The organism is Rhodococcus zopfii NBRC 100606 = JCM 9919 (genome assembly GCF_001895025.1).
Taxonomy (GTDB): domain Bacteria; phylum Actinomycetota; class Actinomycetes; order Mycobacteriales; family Mycobacteriaceae; genus Rhodococcus; species Rhodococcus zopfii.
Window position 1 is genome coordinate 256,156 of record NZ_BCXI01000001.1, and the last position, 19,200, is coordinate 275,355.

Sequence of the window (19,200 nt, forward strand, 5' to 3'; positions counted from 1 at the left end):
GGAGACCAAGATCAACCGGCCGGTGCGCGGCCTATAGCATGCAGCGGTGATTCGAACTCGACTTCTCGCCGCCCCCGTCGCACTTGCCTGTGCGCTGCTGCTGCCCGCCTGTTCCGCCGAGGACTCGTCCTCCGAGTCCGCGTCGTCGGATCCGGCCGCGGAGTTCACCCCCGACACCCTCGACGACGACCTCCTTGCGCGCTTCTCGAGCTGCGCCGAGATCGAACCGTATGTCGCCGACTACATCGACGGCCTGCAGGCCGGCTCCGCGAGCGAGGCCGGCGAGAACGGCGCCTACTGCGAGTGGGAAACCCCCGATTCGGCGACCGACCTCGACGAGATCCGCACGGTCGGGGTCACCCTCGAACCCGGCACCGGCATCGTGTACTCGGCCGAGGAGATGGGTGGGTCCGGGCTGACGGTGATCGCCGACGCCGACATCGAGAACGCCGGTGGCGTCGCCTACACCCTCGACCAGGAGGTCGCCGTCGCCTCCGTCGCCGTGACCACGGTGACTCTGCCCGAGGTCTCGGTGACGGTCATCGGCGGCCGGTGGGGCGACCGTCCGGCTCTCGACGGACCCGCCGCGGTCGCCGTCGCGAAGGAACTGATCGGACTCTGACCGCCGTCCCGGCCGGTTCGCGACCAGTTCAGGAGGCCGCGGCCCGGTCGGGGCTCGACAGCATCGGCTCGGCGACCGCGCGGGCACCGACCGCGATGAGCGCCTGGGCCGCGAGGTAGGTGGCCATGATCGCGAAACCGGGGACGGCCAGCGCGGTGAACGCCCCGAGGGCGATCAGGGCGTCCGAGACGACGAACAGCACCGCGCCGGTCGCGACGACCGGGGACACCCCCGTGGCGAGCACCGCCATGGTGGCGAGCAGCAGCCCGTACACCACGACCGGGACGAGCAGCACACCGGCGCCCGGCGCGCACGCCACGATCAGCGCGGCGACGGCAACCACCGGAATCACCAGCGCCCAGCGGCGCCTGTGCAGAATGCTCCCCGCCCGGTACGGCACGAACGCCACGATGTAGACGACCTGGGCGCACAGGAAGAACCCGACCATCACCAGGAACGAGGCGTCTCCGTCGAACAGGTCGGGTGCGGTGTCCCCCAGCCACGAGAACCCGAGCGCGACGAGAACGAGGCCCACCAGCCGGGTGCGGGGCGGCGGGGCAGAGGCGGCCAGCGCGGCCGCGAGCAGCGGCATGGCGAACCACTGCGAGATGTCCGTGAAGGACGATTCCGGTGCCACCAGCTGTGCGACGAGATGCGCGACGGCGACGGCCGCGAACGCCACCGAAGCAGCGGTCGCGGCCGGACGTGTCGTCATTCGGAGCCGTCGAATGCGGCGAGCAGCCGCTGTGCGGCCAGCGCCGCGGTGAGCGAACCGTCCCGCACACCCGACTCGACGTCGTCGCGGATCGCCCTGACCCGCGGATTCGTTTCGAGGCGGCGCAGCAGCTGGTCGTGCACCATCGTCCACGTCCAGTCGACCTGTTGGCGGCGGCGGTTCTCCTCGAACTGCCCGGCCTCGGTGAGCACCTCGCGGTGTTTCAGGACGGTGTCCCAGAAGGTGTCCAGGCCGATGCCTTCGAGACCGCTCATCGTGATGACCGGAGGCTTCCACAGGGCGTCGTGCCCGTGCACCAGACGCATCGCACCCGACAGTTCACGGGCGGCGACCCGCGCATCGCGTTCGAAATTGCCGTCCGCCTTGTTCACCGCGACGAGATCGGCGAGCTCGAGCACACCTTTCTTGATGCCCTGCAACTGGTCGCCGGTGCGGGCGAGGGTCAGGAACGTGAAGCAGTCCACCATGTTCGCGACGGTCACCTCGGACTGGCCGACACCGACGGTTTCGACGAGGATCACATCGAAACCGGCAGCTTCGAGCAGCACCATCGTTTCGCGGGTCGCCTTGGCGACACCGCCGAGCGTGCCGGCGGTCGGGGACGGCCGGATGTAGGCGTCGCGTTCGACGGACAGCCGCGCCATCCGCGTCTTGTCACCGAGGATCGAACCGCCGGTCCGGGTCGACGACGGATCGACCGCGAGCACCGCGACCCGGTGCCCCTTGCCGAGCAGGTACATGCCGAGCGAGTCGATGAACGTCGACTTTCCGACACCGGGAACACCGGTGATACCGACACGAATCGCGTTGCCCGCCTTCGGGAGCAGGCGCAGCAGCAACTGCTGCGCCTGCTCCCGATGGTCGTCGCGGGTGGACTCGACCAGGGTGATGGCCTTGGCCAGGCCGGCCCGCCGATTGGCGAGCACGTCCTGTTCGAGCACATCGAGATCGACCGGGGGTCGGCCCATTCCGATCAGGCCTCCGCGTCGTGGCCGAGCTGCTCGGAAAGCTTGCCGAGCAGGCCCACGGCCGCGTCGGCGATGACGGTGCCGGGCGGGAAGATCGCCGCGGCGCCGCCCTGGTACAGCTCGTCGAAGTCGCCCGGAGGGATGACGCCGCCGACCACGATCATGATGTCGGGGCGGCCCACCTCCGCGAGCGCCTCCCGAAGCGCGGGCACCAGCGTGAGGTGTCCCGCGGCCAACGACGACACGCCGATGACGTGCACATCGTTGTCGGCCGCCTGGTTGGCGACCTCTTCGGGGGTCTGGAACAGCGGTCCCACGTCGACGTCGAAGCCGAGGTCGGCGAAGGCCGTGGAGATCACCTTCTGGCCTCGGTCGTGGCCGTCCTGGCCCATCTTCGCGACCAGGATGCGCGGACGACGCCCCTCGGCCTGCTCGAACTTGGCGACGAGCTCGGTTGCCGTGCTGATGTTGCCCGCCTTTCCGGCCTCGTCCCGGTACACACCGCTGATGGTGCGGATCTCGGCCTGGTGCCGTCCGTAGACCTCTTCGAGCGCGTCGGAGATCTCGCCGACGGTGGCCTTCGCGCGCGCGGCGTCGATCGCCAACGCCAGCAGGTTGTTCTCCAACGAGACACCCCCCGCCGCTCCGCTCGCCCCGGCCTCGGTGGAGGCGGCCGCACGGGTCAGCGCGGCGAGCGCGGCGCGGGTGGCCTCCTCGTCGCGGTCGGCGCGCAACTGCTCGAGTTTGGCGATCTGCTCGGCCCGCACCTTCGAGTTCTCGACCTTGAGGACCTCGATCTGCTGGTCCTCGTCGACCTGGTACTTGTTGACGCCGATCACCGGCTGGCGGCCGGAGTCGATGCGCGCCTGGGTGCGGGCCGCGGCCTCCTCGATGCGCAGCTTGGGGATGCCCTCGGAGATGGCCTGCGCCATGCCGCCGGCCTCCTCGACCTCGGCGATGTGGGCGCGGGCCCGGTTGGCGAGCTCGTGGGTGAGCCACTCGACGTAGTAGGAGCCGCCCCACGGGTCGATCGGCCGGGTCGTGCCGGACTCCTGCTGCAGCAGCAGCTGGGTGTTGCGGGCGATGCGCGCGGAGAAGTCCGTCGGCAGCGCGAGCGCCTCGTCGAGCGCGTTGGTGTGCAGCGACTGGGTGTGGCCCTGGGTCGCGGCCATCGCCTCGACGCAGGTGCGCGCGACGTTGTTGAACACGTCCTGCGCGGTGAGCGACCAGCCGGAGGTCTGCGAGTGGGTGCGCAGCGACTTCGACTTCGCGGACTTCGGGGAGAACTTCTCGACGAGTTCGCTCCACAGCAGGCGCCCGGCCCGCATCTTCGCGATCTCCATGTAGAAGTTCATGCCGATGGCCCAGAAGAACGACAGGCGCGGCGCGAACTTGTCGATGTCCATGCCCGCGTCGAGGCCGGCGCGGATGTACTCGATGCCGTCGGCGAGCGTGTAGGCGAGTTCGAGGTCGGCGGTCGCTCCGGCTTCCTGGATGTGGTAGCCGGAGATCGAGATGGAGTTGAACCGCGGCATCTTCGCCGACGTGTACGCGAAGATGTCGGAGATGATCCGCATCGACGGCTTCGGCGGGTAGATGTACGTGTTGCGGACCATGAACTCCTTCAGAATGTCGTTCTGAATGGTTCCGGCCAGCTGCTCGGGGGTGACGCCCTGTTCCTCGGCGGCCACGACGTACAGCGCGAGGATCGGCAGCACCGCGCCGTTCATCGTCATCGACACCGACACCTGCGACAGGTCGATACCGTCGAAGAGCTGACGCATGTCCAGGATCGAGTCGATCGCGACACCGGCCATGCCGACGTCACCCTGCACGCGCGGATGGTCCGAGTCGTAGCCGCGGTGCGTGGCCAGGTCGAACGCCACCGACAGGCCCTTCTGGCCCGCCGCGAGATTGCGGCGGTAGAAGGCGTTGGACTCGGCGGCGGTGGAGAACCCGGCGTACTGGCGGATGGTCCACGGCTGGTTGACGTACATGGTCGGGTACGGGCCGCGCACGAACGGCTCGATGCCGGGGTAGCTGGCCAGCGGGTAGCCCTCGGCCTCGACGGCGTCGCGGTCGGCCTTGGTGTAGACGGGCTTGACGTCGATGCCCTCGGGCGTCGACCACACCACGTCGTCGACGGTGTAGTTGTTCGCGGTCGCCACGGATTCGACGAGCGCGGCGGCCTGCTCCGGCGTCGGCGCGGACGGGGCCGGCGACGCCGGATCCGTCAACGGGACCTCGGCGAAGCTGCCGATCTGGTGTTCGATGCTCACTTACGCTCCCAGGGTGTTCAGCAGGTCGGTCAGCGCGGCGATCGCGTCGATCTTGGCGGTGAGGAACCCGTCCGGCCGCGCCTCGCCCTCCGCGTCACCGACGGCCTTCTCCGGTCCCGCGAGCAGGACGGTGGAGATCCCCGCGGCGCGCAGCGCGGCGACCGCGGGGCCGGCGTCCGCGCCGTACCGCTTGTCGGTTCCGCACAGGACGGCGACGGTCGCCCCCGAATCGGCGACGGCCTGCGCGATGGTGTCGAGCGCCAGCGGGCCGGGGTTGACGGCCTCGATGCCGCCCGCGGCGAGGAGATTCACCGCGAAGGTCGAGCGGACATTGTGCTCGGCGACGGGGCCGAGCGGGGCCAGCAGCACCGTCGGGCGGGTGCCGTGGGCGGCGAGGTACACGTCCGAGCGGTCGCGCAGGGCCTCGAACGGTGCGGCGTAGCGGGCCGCGAACGCACCGGAGTCGGCGACGGCGGCGGGCAGCGGCGCCTCCCCGAGATTCGGGAACTCGTTGACGCCGGTCACCGAGGTGCGCCGGTGCGCGATGTCGGTGTCGCGGCGGGCGCGGGTCGCGGCGATGCGTTCGGAGATCAACCCGGCATCGAGCGCGGCGCGGTAGCCGCCGGCCGCCTCGATCTGCTGGAAGAACTCCCAGGCCTTGCCGGCGACCTGCGCGGTGAGCTCCTCGACGTACCAGGAGCCCGCACCCGGGTCGAGGACGCGGCCGAGGTTGGACTCCTCGAGCAGCAGCAGCTGGGTGTTGCGGGCGATGCGCTCGGAGAACGCCTCGGACACCTCGAGCGCACCGGCGGGCAGGGCCACGTCGAACGGCAGGACGGTGACCGAGTCCGCGCCGCCGACGCCGGCGCCGAACGCGGCGAGGGTGGTGCGCAGCATGTTCACCCACGGATCGCGCTGGGTCATCATCGCGGCGGAGGTGACGGCGTGCTGCGGGGCGTTGCCCTCGCCGGCGGCGCCGACGACCTGGGCGATACGCGCCCAGAGCTGACGGCCGGCGCGGAACTTGGCGATGGTCTGGAACTGGTCGTCGGTGGCCGCGAGGCGGAACTCGACCTGATCGAGTGCGCGGCCGGCGGTCCGTCCGGCGGTGACCAGTTCGCGCAGGTACTCGAGGCCGGCGGCGATCGCGGCGCCGAGTTCCTCGGCGTCGGACGCGCCCGCGTTGTGGAACGCGGTGCCGTCGACGGTGAGGGCTCGGACGGTCTCGGCGCGATCGGAGGCGGCGCCCGCGAGGGCGATCGCGTCGGCGACGGAGACGTCGGCGCGACCGGAGAACGCGCTGGTCAGCGGAGCGGCGCCGAGGGCGATGCGCACGGCGGCGCGGTCGGCGACATCGGGGCGGGAGTCGAGCAGCGCGTACAGCGCGTCGGCGGCCGCGGCGGTGTCGGCGCCGGCGTCGAGGGTGACCGGCGCGAGATCGAGCAGCACCCGGTCCAGCGTGGCCGCGAGGGCATCGACGGGCAGTCCCTCGGCGCCGACCTGCAGCCAGAGCGCGCTGACGCCGTTCTCGAGGGCCGCGAGGATCCGCTCGTTGGCGGCTGCGGCGTCGGTGCCGCCGAACCGGGCGGACACGAGCCAGCCCGCGTTGACGTCGCGGGTCGCCGAGGTGCCGCGCACGTACGGGAACTCACCGGGCAGCGGCGCCTCGGGGCGCTCGTCGCGAACCCCGTAGAGGGGGTTGACGGTGACGTCGTCGTACGTGGTGGTCTCGAGCAGTCGCTGCGGCTCCGGTCCGAGTTCGGCGGGCTCGACGCGGCGGGACTTCGCGAGCACGCCCGCCACCGCGTTCTGCCACTGCGCATACGCGCGTGCGGCGTCCTCGGCTTCTGCAGCTAATGACACGTGCGGTTCCTCTCCTACGCTGCGGGGTGTGGTGCAGGCTCGGTGTGATGCAGGTTCTCGGGCCTGTGGGGGCCGTGGATACCTTAGGCGGGTTCTCGTGTGATGCTAGCCGCACACACGCCGGGGCTATTGTGGGGATCACCACAGTTTTCCTAGCGATCGTTAACGGCGTTGCCGCAGGGAAATCTACCGGTTGCTCCTCCGCCACTCGCAGGCACCGGCCCATCCCCCGGCCCCGGGTATCGTGGACCCTCGTGACGAGGCTCCTGAACGACCGCAGAATCCTCGGCATCCTCGTCGTTCTGGTGGCGCTGGCCGCCGCGGCGGTTCTGATTCCGCGCCCGACGATCGCGGAGATCCGCGGCTGGTCGGAGACGATCGGGCCGATGTTCGTCCTGGTCTTCTTCTTGGTCCACACCGTCGTGACGATCGCGCCCGTGCCGCGCACGATGTTCACGCTCAGTGCCGGCGTGCTGTTCGGCGCGGGTACCGGGATCGCCGTTTCGGCCGCCGCGACCACGGTGAGCGCGGTCCTCGCCTTGCTGCTGGTGCGGCGGATCGGCCGTGGGGCGGTCTCGTCGTATCTGACACATCCCGCGGCGAAGGCCGTGGATCTGCGGCTCGCCCGGCGCGGCTGGCTCGCGGTCGGGTCGCTGCGCCTGATCGCGCCGGCGCCGTTCTCGGTGGTGAACTACTGCTGCGCGATCTCGTCGGTGCGGCTCGTGCCGTACACGCTGGCCACGATCGTGGGGATCCTGCCCGGCACGATCGGGGTGGTGCTGCTCGGCGACGCCCTGACCGGGCGGACGAACCCGGCGCTGATGGCCGTGACGGCGGTGTGCCTGCTGGTCGGGGTGGTGGGACTGTGGCTCGAGGCGCGTCTGCCCGCGCCGGCCGGTTCCGCTCTCGACGCGATCGTCGACCCGGACCACGACACTTCGACAAGTCTCAAACCTTGATTTCCTGAAGTCAAGGCTTCATTCTTGACCCATGTTCGTGTTGACGGTGGATCAACGCGGCAGCCGACGCGATGTCGACCGGGTCGCGGCGCTGCTCGACGAATTGCGCGACGCCGACCTGCTGCGCCCGTTCGAACGCACCGCCGGCGACGAGGTCCAGGCGGTCGCGGACGATGCCGAGACCGTCGTGGATCTCGCCCTCGACCTGGTGCGGCGCGGCCACTGGAGTGTCGGGATCGGGGTCGGCTCGGTGGAGACGCCGCTGCCCGAACAGACCCGCGCCGGGCGCGGCCCCGCCTTCGAACACGCGCGGACCGCCGTCGAACGCGCCAAGAACGCACCGGGCAATCTCGCCGTCGAAGGCACCGATTCCGCGGCCGCGGCCGACGCCGACGCCGCCCTCACCCTGCTGGCGACGCTGGTGCTGCGCCGCACCGCTCAGGGACGGGAAGCGGTCGCGCTCGCCCGCGCCGGACTCCCCCAGGCCCAGGCCGCGCAACGCCTGGGCATCAGCAAGCAGGCGGTGTCGCAGCGTCTGCACACCGCCGGGTGGCCGGCCGAACAATCCGGCCGGACCCTCGCTCGCCGACTCCTCGAAAGGGCCGATCGTTGACCGTCGTCTCGCTGGTGTTGCTCGCCGTGGTCGCGCTCGCCCCGGCGCTGAGCCTGCGCCCCGACCTGCCCGCCTGGCTCGCGCCGGTACTTTCGACGGTGGCGCTGGCCGGGGCGGCCGCGGCCGCGTCGGCGACGACCGCGGTGCACAGCTTCGACTACGCCGTCACCCTCGTCCTGACGATGCTCGCGGCAATCACGGGCGGTGGACCGGCCGTACTCGCCGCGTTCCGCATCGCCCGCCGCCAACCCGACGCCGGCCCCGAACCGGCCGCGTCCGGACCCGGCGGCGGCGCACCGATACCGGGTCCGTTGCGCGGCGGTCGCGTCATCGGCATCCTCGAACGCGCCGCGGTGGCCGGTGCGGTGCTGGCCGGCTGGCCCGAAGGCATCGCGATCGTCCTGGCCGTCAAGGGCCTGGCGCGGTATCCGGAACTGCGCGAGCCGCAGGCCTCCGAGCAGTTCATCATCGGCACCGGCACCAGCGTGTTGTGGGCACTCGCGGTGTGCGGTGTCGGGTGGTCGCTGCTCACCTGAGCGGCGACGCGGCCTCGTCGCGCACGGCGTCGTCGATCCGGCGTTGGATGCGGCGCATCCCGCGCAACCACCGGTCGGTGTCGGCGGCGCGGCCCGCGTAGTACTCGGCGACCTCGGGGTGCGGAAGGATCAGGAACTGCTCCCCGGCCAGGGCCACCATCACCTCGTCGGCGACCTGCCCGGGTGTGAGCACACCGGTCTCGAAAATCACCTGTCCCGCCGTGTCGGTCGGCAGCAGGTCCGTCGCGACCCCCTGTGGACACAGGCACTGCACGATCACGCCCTTGTCTCCATACGTCGCAGACAGCCACTCCGCGTGCGCGACGGCCGCGTGCTTCGACACCGAGTACGGCGCCGACCCGAGCATGGTGAGCAGACCCGCCGCCGACGCGGTGACGACGAAGCGCCCGTGCCCGCGTTCGATCCAGCCCGGGACGAGGGCCCGCGCGGCACGCACGTGTCCCATCACGTTGACGTTCCAGGACGTCTCCCACGCAGTCTCGGCGTCGGGAGAATCGGCTACCACGCCGGCGTTCGCGAACCACGCATCGACGGTCCCGAGTGCGTCCACGGCCCTCGCGACGAGCTCGGCGACGCCGGTCTCCCCCGCCGCATCACCGGGGACGGCGGTACCACCGATCTCCCGGGCGACGGCGGCGCAGGCGTCGGCGTCGAGGTCGTTGACGACGACCCGTGCCCCGGCCTCGGCCAGCCGGTGGGCGAGGGCTCGGCCGATCCCGTTGCCGGCGCCGGTCACGACGACGCCGGCGTCGCGCAGCCACGCCGGATACTCGATCGTCTCCACCACATTCCTTCCTGTTTCCTCACCGCCCCGTCCGTGCGTGGTTTCGGTAGCGGGAACTACCGAAACCACGCACGGGCGGTGCCGCGAGAGCGATCACATCTTGCTGAGAGCGTCGGTTCCACCGACGAGCATCGCCGCGGCGACACCGACCGCGGTCACGGCGGTCATCACCAGCGCCACGGCGGCGACCAGCGGATAGCCGCCGTTGGACCAGTACTCGAACAGGATGGTGCCCATCACCTGAGTCTGTGAGGCCCGAACCAGCAGCGACGCGGTGAACTCGTGAGTGAGCAGCACGAACAGCAGAGCCGCGGTCCCGCCGAGACTGCCGCGCATGAGCGGCAGGAGGATCTTCAGGTTGGTGGCGACGAATCCGGCGCCGCTCACCCGGGAGGCCTCGAGGTAGGAGTCACCGAGGGCCAGCATCGACGACAACTGCATCCGGGTCGCGAACGGCAGCATCAGCGTGACGTACACCAGGATCACCACCCACGGCGTGCCGTAGAGCACCAGCGGTCCCTGGGTGTAGGTGAGCAGGAATGCCGCGCCGAAGATCACCGCGGGCACGCCGAGCGGTATCGACACGAGGACATCGGCGACCACACGCAGCACGGGGTAGCTGCGCCCGCGGACGATCAGATTGGCCGCGACGAAACCGAGCGGCAGCACGATCGCCATGGCGATCAGGGAGAACATCACGCTGTTGCCGATCGCGGTGGGGACCGCGGATCCGGAGAAGATCGTGCGGAAGTTGTCGAACGTCAGTGCCGAGAAGCTGATCGTGCCGCTCCAGTACCGCGACAACGCCACGAACACCAGAGCGAGGATCGGCAGCACGGTCGAGAGCAGCGAGAACACCAGGATGATCGCCACGCCCGTCTTCGACGGGCGCCCCTGCGACCGGAACGCCTTACCGCCGTGGGTGACGAACCGCCGCTGGTTGCCCAGCAGTGCCTTCTGCGCGAACACCACGACGATGCCGACGATCAGCAGCGGCGACCCGAGGGCCGCGGCGGTCGCGAACTGCGCCGGCGAATCACTGATCTGGAAGTACATCTCCGTCGTCAGCACGCTCACGCCGGTATTGGTGCCCAGCAGCAGCGGGCCGGTGAACTGGCCCAGGCCCAGCAGCAGCGCCACCCCCGCGCCGTAGATCAGGGTCGGACGCAACAACGGCAGAGTGATCTTGAAGAACACCTTCCATTCCGGCATGCCCGACACCTGCGCCGCCTCGATCATCTCCGAGTTGATGTTCTCGAATCCGGACCGGACGAACATGTACACGAACGAGCTCAGCGAGAATCCGGTGATGATGACGATCCACTGGATCGAGTAGATGTCGATCGGGCCTTCCTCCAGGTGCGACCACCACGGCAGGTTCCGCAGCATCGCGTTGAGGTAGCCCGGCCGGGGTGAGAGCAGGAACGCCCACCCGACGATCGCGGCGACCGCGGGGATCACGATCGGCAGGATCGGCAGGATCTCGAGCAGCGCCAGCCGGCGCGGCAGCCGGTTCGCGGCCCACGCCAGCGCCGTGCCCAGCACCATCGCGATCGTCAGCGATCCGAACGCGAGACCGACTGTGTTCCAGAGGATTCCACCGAGCCGCGCGAGACCCAACGCGCGTTCGTATCCCGCCGCTCCGTCCTCGAACGCAGTCGACTGCAGCCGCACCACCGGGACGACGACCAGATAGGCGAGCAGCGCGACGAACGCCACCACCCCCAACCGGCGCGCCACCGACCGGACGGCTTCGCTCTGCATTCCCGCGGCCGGGGCACTCGGACGCTGTTCGCCGATGTCGTTGCTCGGCAAGGTCACCACAGCCATGGCCCTCACCCCGCCAGGGCGCCGGTGAGCGCCCGCTGCGGCAGCGCCAGGGCGCGGCCGTCGGTGTCGAAGGTGCGGCCGTCGATCGGATCGAACGCGAGAATCATCGCCGCACCGCGGGAGACGGTCCGCGGCGCCCGCGACGAGTCGTGCGTCGGGATCCGCGCGTGCAACTGCCGCCGGGCCGAGTCCTCGACCGCCACCGAACACATCACATCCAGATGCAGGCCGCCGTATTCGACGTCGTCGACGTGCACCGCGATACCGGCCTCGCCGTGCCGCAGGTCCGCCGCATCGGCGACGAGGCGCGCCTTCTCCGGTCGCAAGCGGATCACGAAAGATCCCACCGATGCTCCGGCCGGGGGCTGCATACCGAAGATCTCGGCGCCGAGGGCGTACCAGCGGCCGTCGACGTACTCGCACGGCAACCGGTTCGACATGCCGGTGAATCCGGCGACGTACTCGTCGACGGGTTCCTCGAACACCTCCCGCGGGGGACCGATCTGCACGATCTGCCCGGCGCGCATGATGGCCATACGGGTGCCGAGCGCCAGCGCCTCGCTCTGGTCGTGGGTGACGAACACCGCGGTGAACGGCTTGCGCTGGTGCAGGTCGTGCAGTTCGGCCCGGACCTGGTCGCGAAGCCGGGCGTCGAGGTTGCTCAGCGGCTCGTCGAACAGCACGAGGTCGGGGTGCGAGACGAGCCCGCGGGCGAGCGCGACACGCTGCTGCTGGCCGCCGGACAGTTCGGCGGGGAGGCGGTCGAGCAGGCGTTCGCAGTCGACCAGGGCCGCCGTCTCCTCGACCCGGCCGCTGTTGAGCGCATCGGTGAGCTTGCGGGACTTGAGCGGGTACGCGATGTTCTTGCGGACCGTCATGTGGGGCCACAGGGCATACGACTGGAACACCATGCCGATGAACCGCTTGTCGGGGGTCAGGTTCACTCCCCGATCGCCGTCGAAGACGAGCTGGTCGCCGAGGGTGATCGAGCCGCTCGCGGGCTGTTCGAGTCCGGCCAGGCACCGCAGGGTGGTGGTCTTGCCGCAGCCGGACGGGCCGAGCAGCACCAGGAATTCACCGTCCTCGATCTCGAGGTCGAGGTGGTCGACGGCCACCGTCGGGGGCTTGCCGTCGAAATTCTTCAGCAGCTGGCGTATCGAGACATGGGACATCGGAGACTCACTTTCTGGCCGGCAGGAATCAGGGCTCGGTGGCGAACAGGGCCGAGGCCGGCTCGCGGAGACGTTCGGTGGTCGGGGCGTCGGCGGCGGAGGGGGCGCTGCCGGTCGCGAGGAGATACAACCGTTGCGCGTGATCGTCGGCGGTTCCCCACAGCACGCTCGAGGTCAGGGCCCGGCGGTAGTACAGGTGGGCGGTGTGTTCCCAGGTGAAGCCGATGCCACCGTGTACCTGGATGTTGGTGGCGGTCGCGAGATCCGCCGCGTCACCGCAGGCGAGCGCGGCGATGGCGGCAGCTTCGGCGAGCTCGTGCTCGGTCCCCTCCTCGACGGCCCAGACAGCATGGGACACAGCGGAATCGGCGAGCTCGACGGCGACCGCCACCTCGGCGAGCATGTGCTTGATCGCCTGGAATCCGCCGATCACGCGCCCGAACTGGACCCGGTTCTTCGCGTACTCGACGGCGGTGTCGAGGCACGCCCGGGCGACGCCGAGGCTGTCGCAGGCGAGGGCGACGAGAGCGCGATCGCGGAGGGTCTCGGGAGCCGGACGGTCGGTGAGCAGCGTCGCGGGCGCGGCCCCGATCTCGAGACGCGACAGAATGCGGGTGGGGTCGGTGGCCTCCATCCGGTGCACGGCGATATCGGCGCGGTCGACGGCGTAGAGACCCAGGGTCCCGCTCTCGTCGGCGGCGTGGAGCAGCACGGTGTCCGCGACATCACCGTCGAGCACGAACTCGGCGCTGCCGGTGACCACCGAGTCGTTGCCGATCCGGTCGACCCGGAAGGCGCTGCCGTGCCCGCCCGGGGTCGGAACGCCGGAGAGGACGGTCGCGACGACCGTTCGCCCCGCGGCGAGGCCGGCGAGCAGTTCGGCCGCGTACGGATGGTCGGCGCACCGGCCGAGCGCGGCGGCCGCGACGACACTGCCGACCATCGGAATCCGGGTCAGTTCCGATCCGAGCAGTTCGAGGGCTGCGGCGACCGCGGCGAACGAGGCCCCCAGCCCCCCAGCCGATTCGGGGACAGCGAGTGCGCCGATCCCGATCTCGGCGCCGAGCACCGACCACAGGTCACGGTCGAAGGGACCGTCGCGGTAGACGCGTTCGACTCGGCCGTCGGCCGGGTCGGCCTTGCCGAGGACGGCCCGGATCGTGTCGGTGAGCAGCGCCGCGTCCTCCGCGCCGACCGCGCTCGAGAGAATCATGTGTCGCCTTTCTGGTGGGGCGTGTCGCTCGGGTGGTTGTCGGTCAGTCCGAGGACGGGAGGGGTTTGGCCTGCTTCTCACCGAGTACGGTGTCGCCGAGTGCCAGCGGGCCGGCGCCGGGCTTGACGCACAGCACCTCCACTCCCCCGCCCTCGTAGCGCTTGCCGATGAGCAGACCGGGTGCGGCGGCAGGAGCGGAGTCGGGGGCGGCGTCGGCGGACATCGGCTCGCCCCCGCACAACAGGGGTCCGTCGATACCGGCGTCGAGGCGCACGATGACGACCTCCGCGCCGCAGCGCGAGCTCTTCAGACGTTCTCCGACCTTCATGGTGTCTTTCCTCTCGTCGTGTCCGGCACGTCGTGCCGGAGGGGGTGCCGGCGGCCCGGAGGGGTCGGGCCGCCGGCACGGCATCACTGGCTGGAACCGAACAGGCGCTCGAAGTCGGTGCGGAAGGCTTCGACGTCGGCGCCGGTGACGGTGCGACTGTTGACCCAGATGTTCTGGGCGGACGTGGCCGCGGTCGAGATTCCGGGCAATACGGCACCGGCTCGGTTCGCGACCGCTTCCTGGCCGGCCTTCGTCACCAGGAAGTTGGCGAACAACTGCGCGGCGTTGGGGTGCGGCGCATTCGCGGACACGCCCGTGTGGAAGGGGGCGCCGAAGACGGGGTCGGGCATCCCGGACTCGACGGGGGCGCCCGCTTCCTTCTCCGCGGTCAGCGGAACGGTGTAGACGGCCGCGGCGAGTTCACCGGAGGCCAGCGCCTGCCCCATCGCCTGGGCGCCCGGGTAGGTGCGCGGCTTCTGCGCGGCAAGCTTCTCGACGAAGTCCGGCGACACGGTGTCGTTCAGGTAGTCGTAGAAATCGACGATCGCGGCCGAAACCGGGAGCATGACCCCGACCTTGCCGTCGGCGAGCGCCGGGTCGAGCAGGTCCTCGTAGCCGTCGAGACCCTCGGGGACGCGGGAGGTGTTCCAGCCGTAGGTGAGCACGGCCGCGGACGAGGTGAAGATCGTGTCGTCGCGCAGGAACTTGTCGCGGTCGAACTCGGCCGCGCCGAACGCGGGGCCGGTCACCGGAAGGTAGGAGCCCTCCGCGAGTCGCGCATCCACCCAAGGCTTGGCAGCGGAGGCGACCACGTCGGCCGTGTGCCGGCCCGTCTCCGCCTCTGCCGCGAGCTTCGTCTGGAGGTTCGCGTCGTTGTCGCGGACGATGTCGACCTTGATGCCGTAGGCGGACTCGAAGCGGTTCGAGAGCTCCTGCAGGTTGTCGGTGGCCTGACCGGTGAAGTAGGTGACGGACCCTTCCTGCTGGGCGGCGTCGATCACCTGCTCCCACGCGGCGTCGCCGGCGGGGCCGAGATCCTCGGCGGCGACCTCGGTCGTGGATCCGGAGCCACACGCGGCGACGGCGAATGTCGCCGCGGCGAGTCCGACCCCGGCAAGCGAGCGGCGGAGCGACGCAAATCTCATGGGACACGGCCTTTCAGAGCGATTTCGGGGCGGAGGAGATGGCCGTGCGTGCCGACGGCACGACAGCGGACGGGGTGGGACAGCGGACGGGGTGGGGCGTTAGCCGGGACTGTTCAGTGGGCGCCGGTACGGGAGCGCGCTTCCCGCCAGGTCAGTCCGCGGTCGGCGCGCGGCTCGGCCGGCAACCCGAGCAGACGTTCGGCGACGATGTTGCGCTGGATCTGGTCCGATCCGCCGGCGATGGAGTACCCGGGGGCGCCGAGGACGTGGGCGTTCCACGCGTAGGTGCCGGGCACGCCGGTGTCGGCGACGAGGGACCTGCCGAGGACGGTGCGGGCTGCCGTCGAGACGGCCGCGAGCTTGTCGACCCACTGGATCTTGCGGATCGAGCCGATGGCCGACGGCGCGGCGCCGCCGTCGCGGGCCTGCCGGTCCCGCAGCTGGTCGACGGTGGCGAGCTGCTGGCGCAGGTACACCCGGGCGAGCTGCTCGCGGACGCGCGGGTCGGTGTCGCGCCCGAGCCGGCGGGCGGTGTCGACGAGCTGGGTGAACTGCCCACCGATACCTGCGGTGTTGGAACCTCCCTCGCGTTCGAACGCGAGGGTGGTCAGGGCCACCGACCAGCCCTGCCCGACTTCGCCGAGGCGATGACTGTCGGGAATCCGGACATTGTCGAGGAAGACTTCGTTGAAGCTGCTGCCGCCGGACATCTGACGGATGGGCCGCACCTCGACGCCGGGCGCGTCGAGCGGGACGAGGAACGCGGTGATCCCGGCGTGTTTGGGCTGGTCCGGGTCCGTCCGGGCGAGCAGTTCGCCCCATTCGGCGAACTGGGCGCCGGACGTCCAGACCTTCTGGCCGGAGACGATCCAGTCGTCGCCGTCGCGCACGGCGCGGGTACCGAGGTCGGCCAGATCGGATCCGGCGGCGGGCTCGGAGAACAGCTGGCAGGCCAGCAGTTCGCCGCCGAGCATGGCGGGCAGGAATTGCCGCTTCTGGTCTTCGGTGCCGAGCAGCCGGATGGTCGGGGCGATCAGGTGCAGGGTGACCGAGACGAGTTCGTGCGGAGGAAGCGGGCACAGTTCGTTCTCGATCCGGGCGAACGCTTCGGCGATGTCGGTCCCGGCGTCGGCGCCTCCGTATTCTGCGGGCCACGCCAGGGCCCCGTAGCCGGCGGCGAACTTCTCTCGCTGCCAGGCGCGGTGCCGGTCGAGCAGGGCGAGCTCGGCGTCGGTGCTCAGATCGTGGAACACCGAGACGTCGAATCCGTCGTCGGTGGCGGCCGTGAATCCGAGCCGGGCGACCGCGTCGCCGACCCAGGCCCGGGCGCGGGTCTCGAACTCCGAAGGGGACATGATTACTCCACTGGCTGAGGCTGTCGAGGGGTGGACGGTGTTCTCGTCGGTCCGCGGGCGTGGCAGGCACAGCCCCACCAGGCATCCATTAGGAACATACGCATATTAACGGAGATTTGCGTCACAGTCCAGAATCCACGAGATTGGGATCACTCACAGGGTGGCTGCTCACGGGACGGGCCGTCGTTTCGGCGGCGGGCCGTTGCGCCCGCCGCCGAAACGACGAGGACCGGTGCTCAGTCCAGGTTGTACAGAGCCGCCGCGTTGTCGTGCAGGATCTTGCGGGCATCCGCCTCGGACAGGTGCGCGAAATTGCGCCGGAGGTAGTCGTCGGGGCGCTCCGCGTCGGAGGCCGGGCCGGGAGACATCGACGTCGGATGCGGGTAGTCGGTCTCGTAGAGGACGTTGTCGGCCCCGAGCTGATCGATGGCACTACGCGCCGAGTCCTGTTCGAACCAGAAGCAGCCGTAGATCTGGCGCTTGAAGTACTCGCTCGGCAGCAGCTCGTAGTTGGGATGCTCCTTGTGGACTCCGCTGTTCTTCCACTGCCAGTCCATCCCCTCGAGCGCGAAGGGCATCCAGCCGATACCGGATTCGACGGAGACGAACTTCAGCTCGGGGAAGCGGTCGCAGATGCCGCCGAAGATGAGCTGCGAGAGGGTGCGCGCGTTGTCCATGAAGAAGGAGATGCCCATCATGCCGTAGTTGGCCCGCACCCCGTTGCTCGCATGGCCGAATCCGCTCAGATCGACCTCACCGGACGCGATGTGGAAGTTGATCGGCAGCTTCTTCTCCTGCGCGGACGCCCACAGCCGGTCCCAGTACGGATCGGTGAGCATCGGCAGGCCGAACGCCGCGGGATTCTGGGTGAACACCAGACCCTTGTGACCCGCGGCGGCGACCCGCTCGACCTCGGCGAGCGTGGCCTCCATGTCCCAGAACGGCAGGATCCCGACGGGAACGTACCGGCCCGGCGCGAACTGCGCCCACTCGGTGAGGTAGTCGTTGTAGGCGCGGATGCACTCGATCTGCATCTCGTTGGATCCGTTGGCCTGCAGCGTCTTCGAGCTGAACACCGCGACGTTCGGGTAGAGGATCTGGGCGTGGATGCCGTAGTCGTCCATGAGGGTCAGGCGCTTGGCCGGATCCCACGACCGCGGGTCGGTGTCCTCGAAACGGGGCGGGCAGCTCGGCGGGTACTCGTGCCAGCCGGCCATGGCCGGCGAGCCCACGGCGCTCATCCGCGTTCCGGCGACGAACCACGCTTCGTCGCCGCGCTCGTCGTCCCACCGCACGTGCGGAACGAGGTCGCCCCACTTCCGCGACATGCGGGAGGTCCACAGGTCCGGCGGCTCGACGACATGGGTGTCGGTGTCGATGATCTTGATATCGCGCAGGTCGTACACGATCAGCTCCTTTTACGGATCGAATGAGATGGAGGGGAAAGGCACGCGTGCCCGGCGCCGGGCACGGCGAGAGAGGGCCGCGAGCACGCTCAGCGGCCGGAAGGTGCGGCGGTGCGGCTACTTGATGGCGCCGGCGAGCTTCAGTTCGACGATCCGATCCCAGTCCAGACCGTGTTCGAGCAGTACTTCCTCGGTGTGCTCGCCGTGCTGCGGAGCCCGCGTGAGCGTCGGGGCGTGCCCGTCGAAGGAGGTCGGCGCGGCGACCATGTCGAGCGTGCGTCCGTCCTCGTATTCGACCGTGCGCACGTAGCCGTTGGCGAGGGCCTGCGGATCGGAGAGCACGTCGAGCGGCTTCCGGAAGACGTCCCACTGTCCTTCCTGCTTGCCGAGGATGTCGGTCCACTCCGCGAGGGTCTTGCGTTCGAACACGGCGGTGAGGATCTCGGTGCACTCACGGGTGTTGCGGGCACGGTCGTCGAAGGTGGCGAAGCGCGGGTCGTCGATCAGGTCCGCGAGCCCGATGGCCTCGCACAGGCCGGGCCAGAACTTCTGGCTCTGGAGCAGGGCGAGGTGAATGTACCGATCGTCGCTGGTGCGGTAGATGTTCGAGACGGGATTGACCGGGTTGTTCCGGTCCGGATACGGCAGCTCGTCGGCGCCGACCATCTGGCATCCGGCGATGGTGGCCTGCATCGCCCACGCACCGACCGAGAACAGCGAGGTGTCGACGACGATGCCCTCGCCGGTACGTTCACGATGCAGCAGGCCGGCCGCGATGCCCCCGGCCAGCGCCATTCCGCTCTGCGAGTCCCCGAAGGCCGGGCCGGGCATGTTCGCCGGCCACTCCAGGTCGTCCGGCGCGATCGACCCCGCCGCCCCCGAGCGCGCCCAGTAGGTGATGCCGTCGAACCCCCCCTTCTCGCTGTCCGGACCCGTCACGCCCTGGGCGGTGCCGCGGGCATACACGATGCGGGGGTTGCGGGCGAAGATGTCGTCGACGTCGATGCCGAGCTTCGCCCGTGCGTCCGGCAGGAAGTTCGTCATGAAGACGTCGGCCGATTCGACGAGCGTCATGAGCACTTCGCGCCCCTCGGGGTTGGCGATGTCGAGGGCGATCGCGCGCTTGCCGCGGTTGTTGATCTCCCACAGGCTGGCGAGGCCGTCGACGTGGGCGGGAACGCCCCACGCCGCGGTCGACCGGGTCGGATCGCCGAAATCGGAGTGTTCGACCTTGACGACGTCGGCTCCCCAGTCGGAGAGGATCGCCGCGGCCGAGGGAACGAAGGCGTACAGCGCGACCTCCACCACCTTGATCCCGTTCATCACCGTGGTCATCGAGTGTTCTCCTTCGTCGTCTCACGACCACGACC

17 protein-coding genes are annotated in these 19,200 nt (G+C 70.0%); 4 read left to right on the forward strand and 13 right to left on the reverse strand.

Translation table 11 applies throughout. The features are described from left to right. Positions 1 to 46 precede the first annotated feature (46 nt). Positions 47 to 622, forward strand: coding sequence for a hypothetical protein (locus RZ1_RS01110; protein WP_238072305.1), 576 nt, complete (start codon positions 47 to 49; stop codon positions 620 to 622). Between the two features lie 28 nt (positions 623 to 650). Here the strand turns inward: RZ1_RS01110 and RZ1_RS01115 are convergent, their stop codons facing one another. Genes RZ1_RS01115 through mutA form a run of 4 tightly spaced genes read right to left on the reverse strand, consistent with a single transcriptional unit; the run spans position 651 to position 6,468 of the window. Next, a complete protein-coding gene (locus RZ1_RS01115) occupies positions 651 to 1,337 on the reverse strand; it encodes a lysoplasmalogenase family protein (RefSeq protein WP_072808414.1) in 687 nt (228 codons plus the stop codon). After that, positions 1,334 to 2,326, reverse strand: a complete 993-nt coding sequence (gene meaB, locus RZ1_RS01120; RefSeq protein WP_072808416.1) for a methylmalonyl Co-A mutase-associated GTPase MeaB — start codon at positions 2,324 to 2,326, stop codon at positions 1,334 to 1,336. Before meaB ends, RZ1_RS01115 begins: the two co-directional genes overlap by 4 nt. Positions 2,327 to 2,331: 5 nt before the next feature. Further along, a complete protein-coding gene (scpA, locus tag RZ1_RS01125) occupies positions 2,332 to 4,605 on the reverse strand; it encodes a methylmalonyl-CoA mutase (RefSeq protein ID WP_072808418.1) in 2,274 nt (757 codons plus the stop codon). Further along, positions 4,606 to 6,468: a methylmalonyl-CoA mutase small subunit gene (gene mutA, locus RZ1_RS01130; RefSeq protein ID WP_072808420.1), complete on the reverse strand. Its 1,863-nt coding sequence runs from the start codon at positions 6,466 to 6,468 to the stop codon at positions 4,606 to 4,608. It lies immediately after the preceding gene. Between the two features lie 254 nt (positions 6,469 to 6,722). On the opposite strand from mutA, the gene RZ1_RS01135 reads away from it, so the two are divergent. From RZ1_RS01135 to RZ1_RS01145, 3 genes are read left to right on the forward strand one after another with little or no spacing between them, the layout of a single operon-like run. Next, positions 6,723 to 7,427, forward strand: coding sequence for a TVP38/TMEM64 family protein (locus RZ1_RS01135; protein WP_072808422.1), 705 nt, complete (start codon positions 6,723 to 6,725; stop codon positions 7,425 to 7,427). Between the two features lie 31 nt (positions 7,428 to 7,458). After that, positions 7,459 to 8,040 (forward strand): hypothetical protein, encoded by a 582-nt coding sequence (locus tag RZ1_RS01140; RefSeq protein ID WP_072808424.1) that lies wholly within the window; start codon positions 7,459 to 7,461, stop codon positions 8,038 to 8,040. Further along, positions 8,037 to 8,576, forward strand: a complete 540-nt coding sequence (locus tag RZ1_RS01145; protein WP_072808425.1) for a hypothetical protein — start codon at positions 8,037 to 8,039, stop codon at positions 8,574 to 8,576. The genes RZ1_RS01140 and RZ1_RS01145 overlap by 4 nt, the downstream gene beginning before the upstream one ends. On the opposite strand, the gene RZ1_RS01150 is transcribed toward RZ1_RS01145, so the two are convergent. The 9 genes from RZ1_RS01150 to RZ1_RS01190 form a co-directional block, all read right to left on the reverse strand. Beyond that, positions 8,569 to 9,381, reverse strand: a complete 813-nt coding sequence (locus RZ1_RS01150; protein WP_083583450.1) for an SDR family oxidoreductase — start codon at positions 9,379 to 9,381, stop codon at positions 8,569 to 8,571. The two genes, RZ1_RS01145 and RZ1_RS01150, sit on opposite strands and share 8 nt — an antisense overlap. A 93-nt stretch (positions 9,382 to 9,474) precedes the next feature. Then, a complete protein-coding gene (locus tag RZ1_RS01155) occupies positions 9,475 to 11,211 on the reverse strand; it encodes an ABC transporter permease (RefSeq protein WP_072808427.1) in 1,737 nt (578 codons plus the stop codon). 5 nt (positions 11,212 to 11,216) lie between these two features. Next, the gene (locus RZ1_RS01160) at positions 11,217 to 12,383 is read right to left on the reverse strand and encodes an ABC transporter ATP-binding protein (protein WP_072808429.1); all 1,167 of its coding nucleotides are present in this window, start codon (positions 12,381 to 12,383) and stop codon (positions 11,217 to 11,219) included. A 28-nt stretch (positions 12,384 to 12,411) separates the two neighbouring features. Then, positions 12,412 to 13,596 carry an acyl-CoA dehydrogenase family protein gene (locus RZ1_RS01165; RefSeq protein ID WP_072808431.1) on the reverse strand — a complete coding sequence of 395 codons (1,185 nt, stop codon included), beginning with the start codon at positions 13,594 to 13,596 and terminating at the stop codon, positions 12,412 to 12,414. Between the two features lie 43 nt (positions 13,597 to 13,639). Next, positions 13,640 to 13,924 carry a hypothetical protein gene (locus RZ1_RS01170; protein WP_072808433.1) on the reverse strand — a complete coding sequence of 95 codons (285 nt, stop codon included), beginning with the start codon at positions 13,922 to 13,924 and terminating at the stop codon, positions 13,640 to 13,642. An 83-nt stretch (positions 13,925 to 14,007) separates the two neighbouring features. Beyond that, a complete protein-coding gene (locus tag RZ1_RS01175) occupies positions 14,008 to 15,069 on the reverse strand; it encodes an ABC transporter substrate-binding protein (protein ID WP_072808435.1) in 1,062 nt (353 codons plus the stop codon). Positions 15,070 to 15,182: 113 nt separating this feature from the next. Continuing rightward, complete coding sequence (locus tag RZ1_RS01180) at positions 15,183 to 16,424, reverse strand: acyl-CoA dehydrogenase family protein (protein ID WP_072808437.1); 1,242 nt, start codon at positions 16,422 to 16,424, stop codon at positions 15,183 to 15,185. Between the two features lie 236 nt (positions 16,425 to 16,660). Then, the gene (locus RZ1_RS01185; RefSeq protein ID WP_072808439.1) at positions 16,661 to 17,830 is read right to left on the reverse strand and encodes an amidohydrolase family protein; all 1,170 of its coding nucleotides are present in this window, start codon (positions 17,828 to 17,830) and stop codon (positions 16,661 to 16,663) included. Positions 17,831 to 17,947: 117 nt separating this feature from the next. Next, entirely contained in the window at positions 17,948 to 19,165 is a 1,218-nt protein-coding gene (locus RZ1_RS01190; RefSeq protein ID WP_072808441.1) for a CaiB/BaiF CoA transferase family protein, read from the reverse strand. Between the last annotated feature and the right edge of the window lie 35 nt (positions 19,166 to 19,200).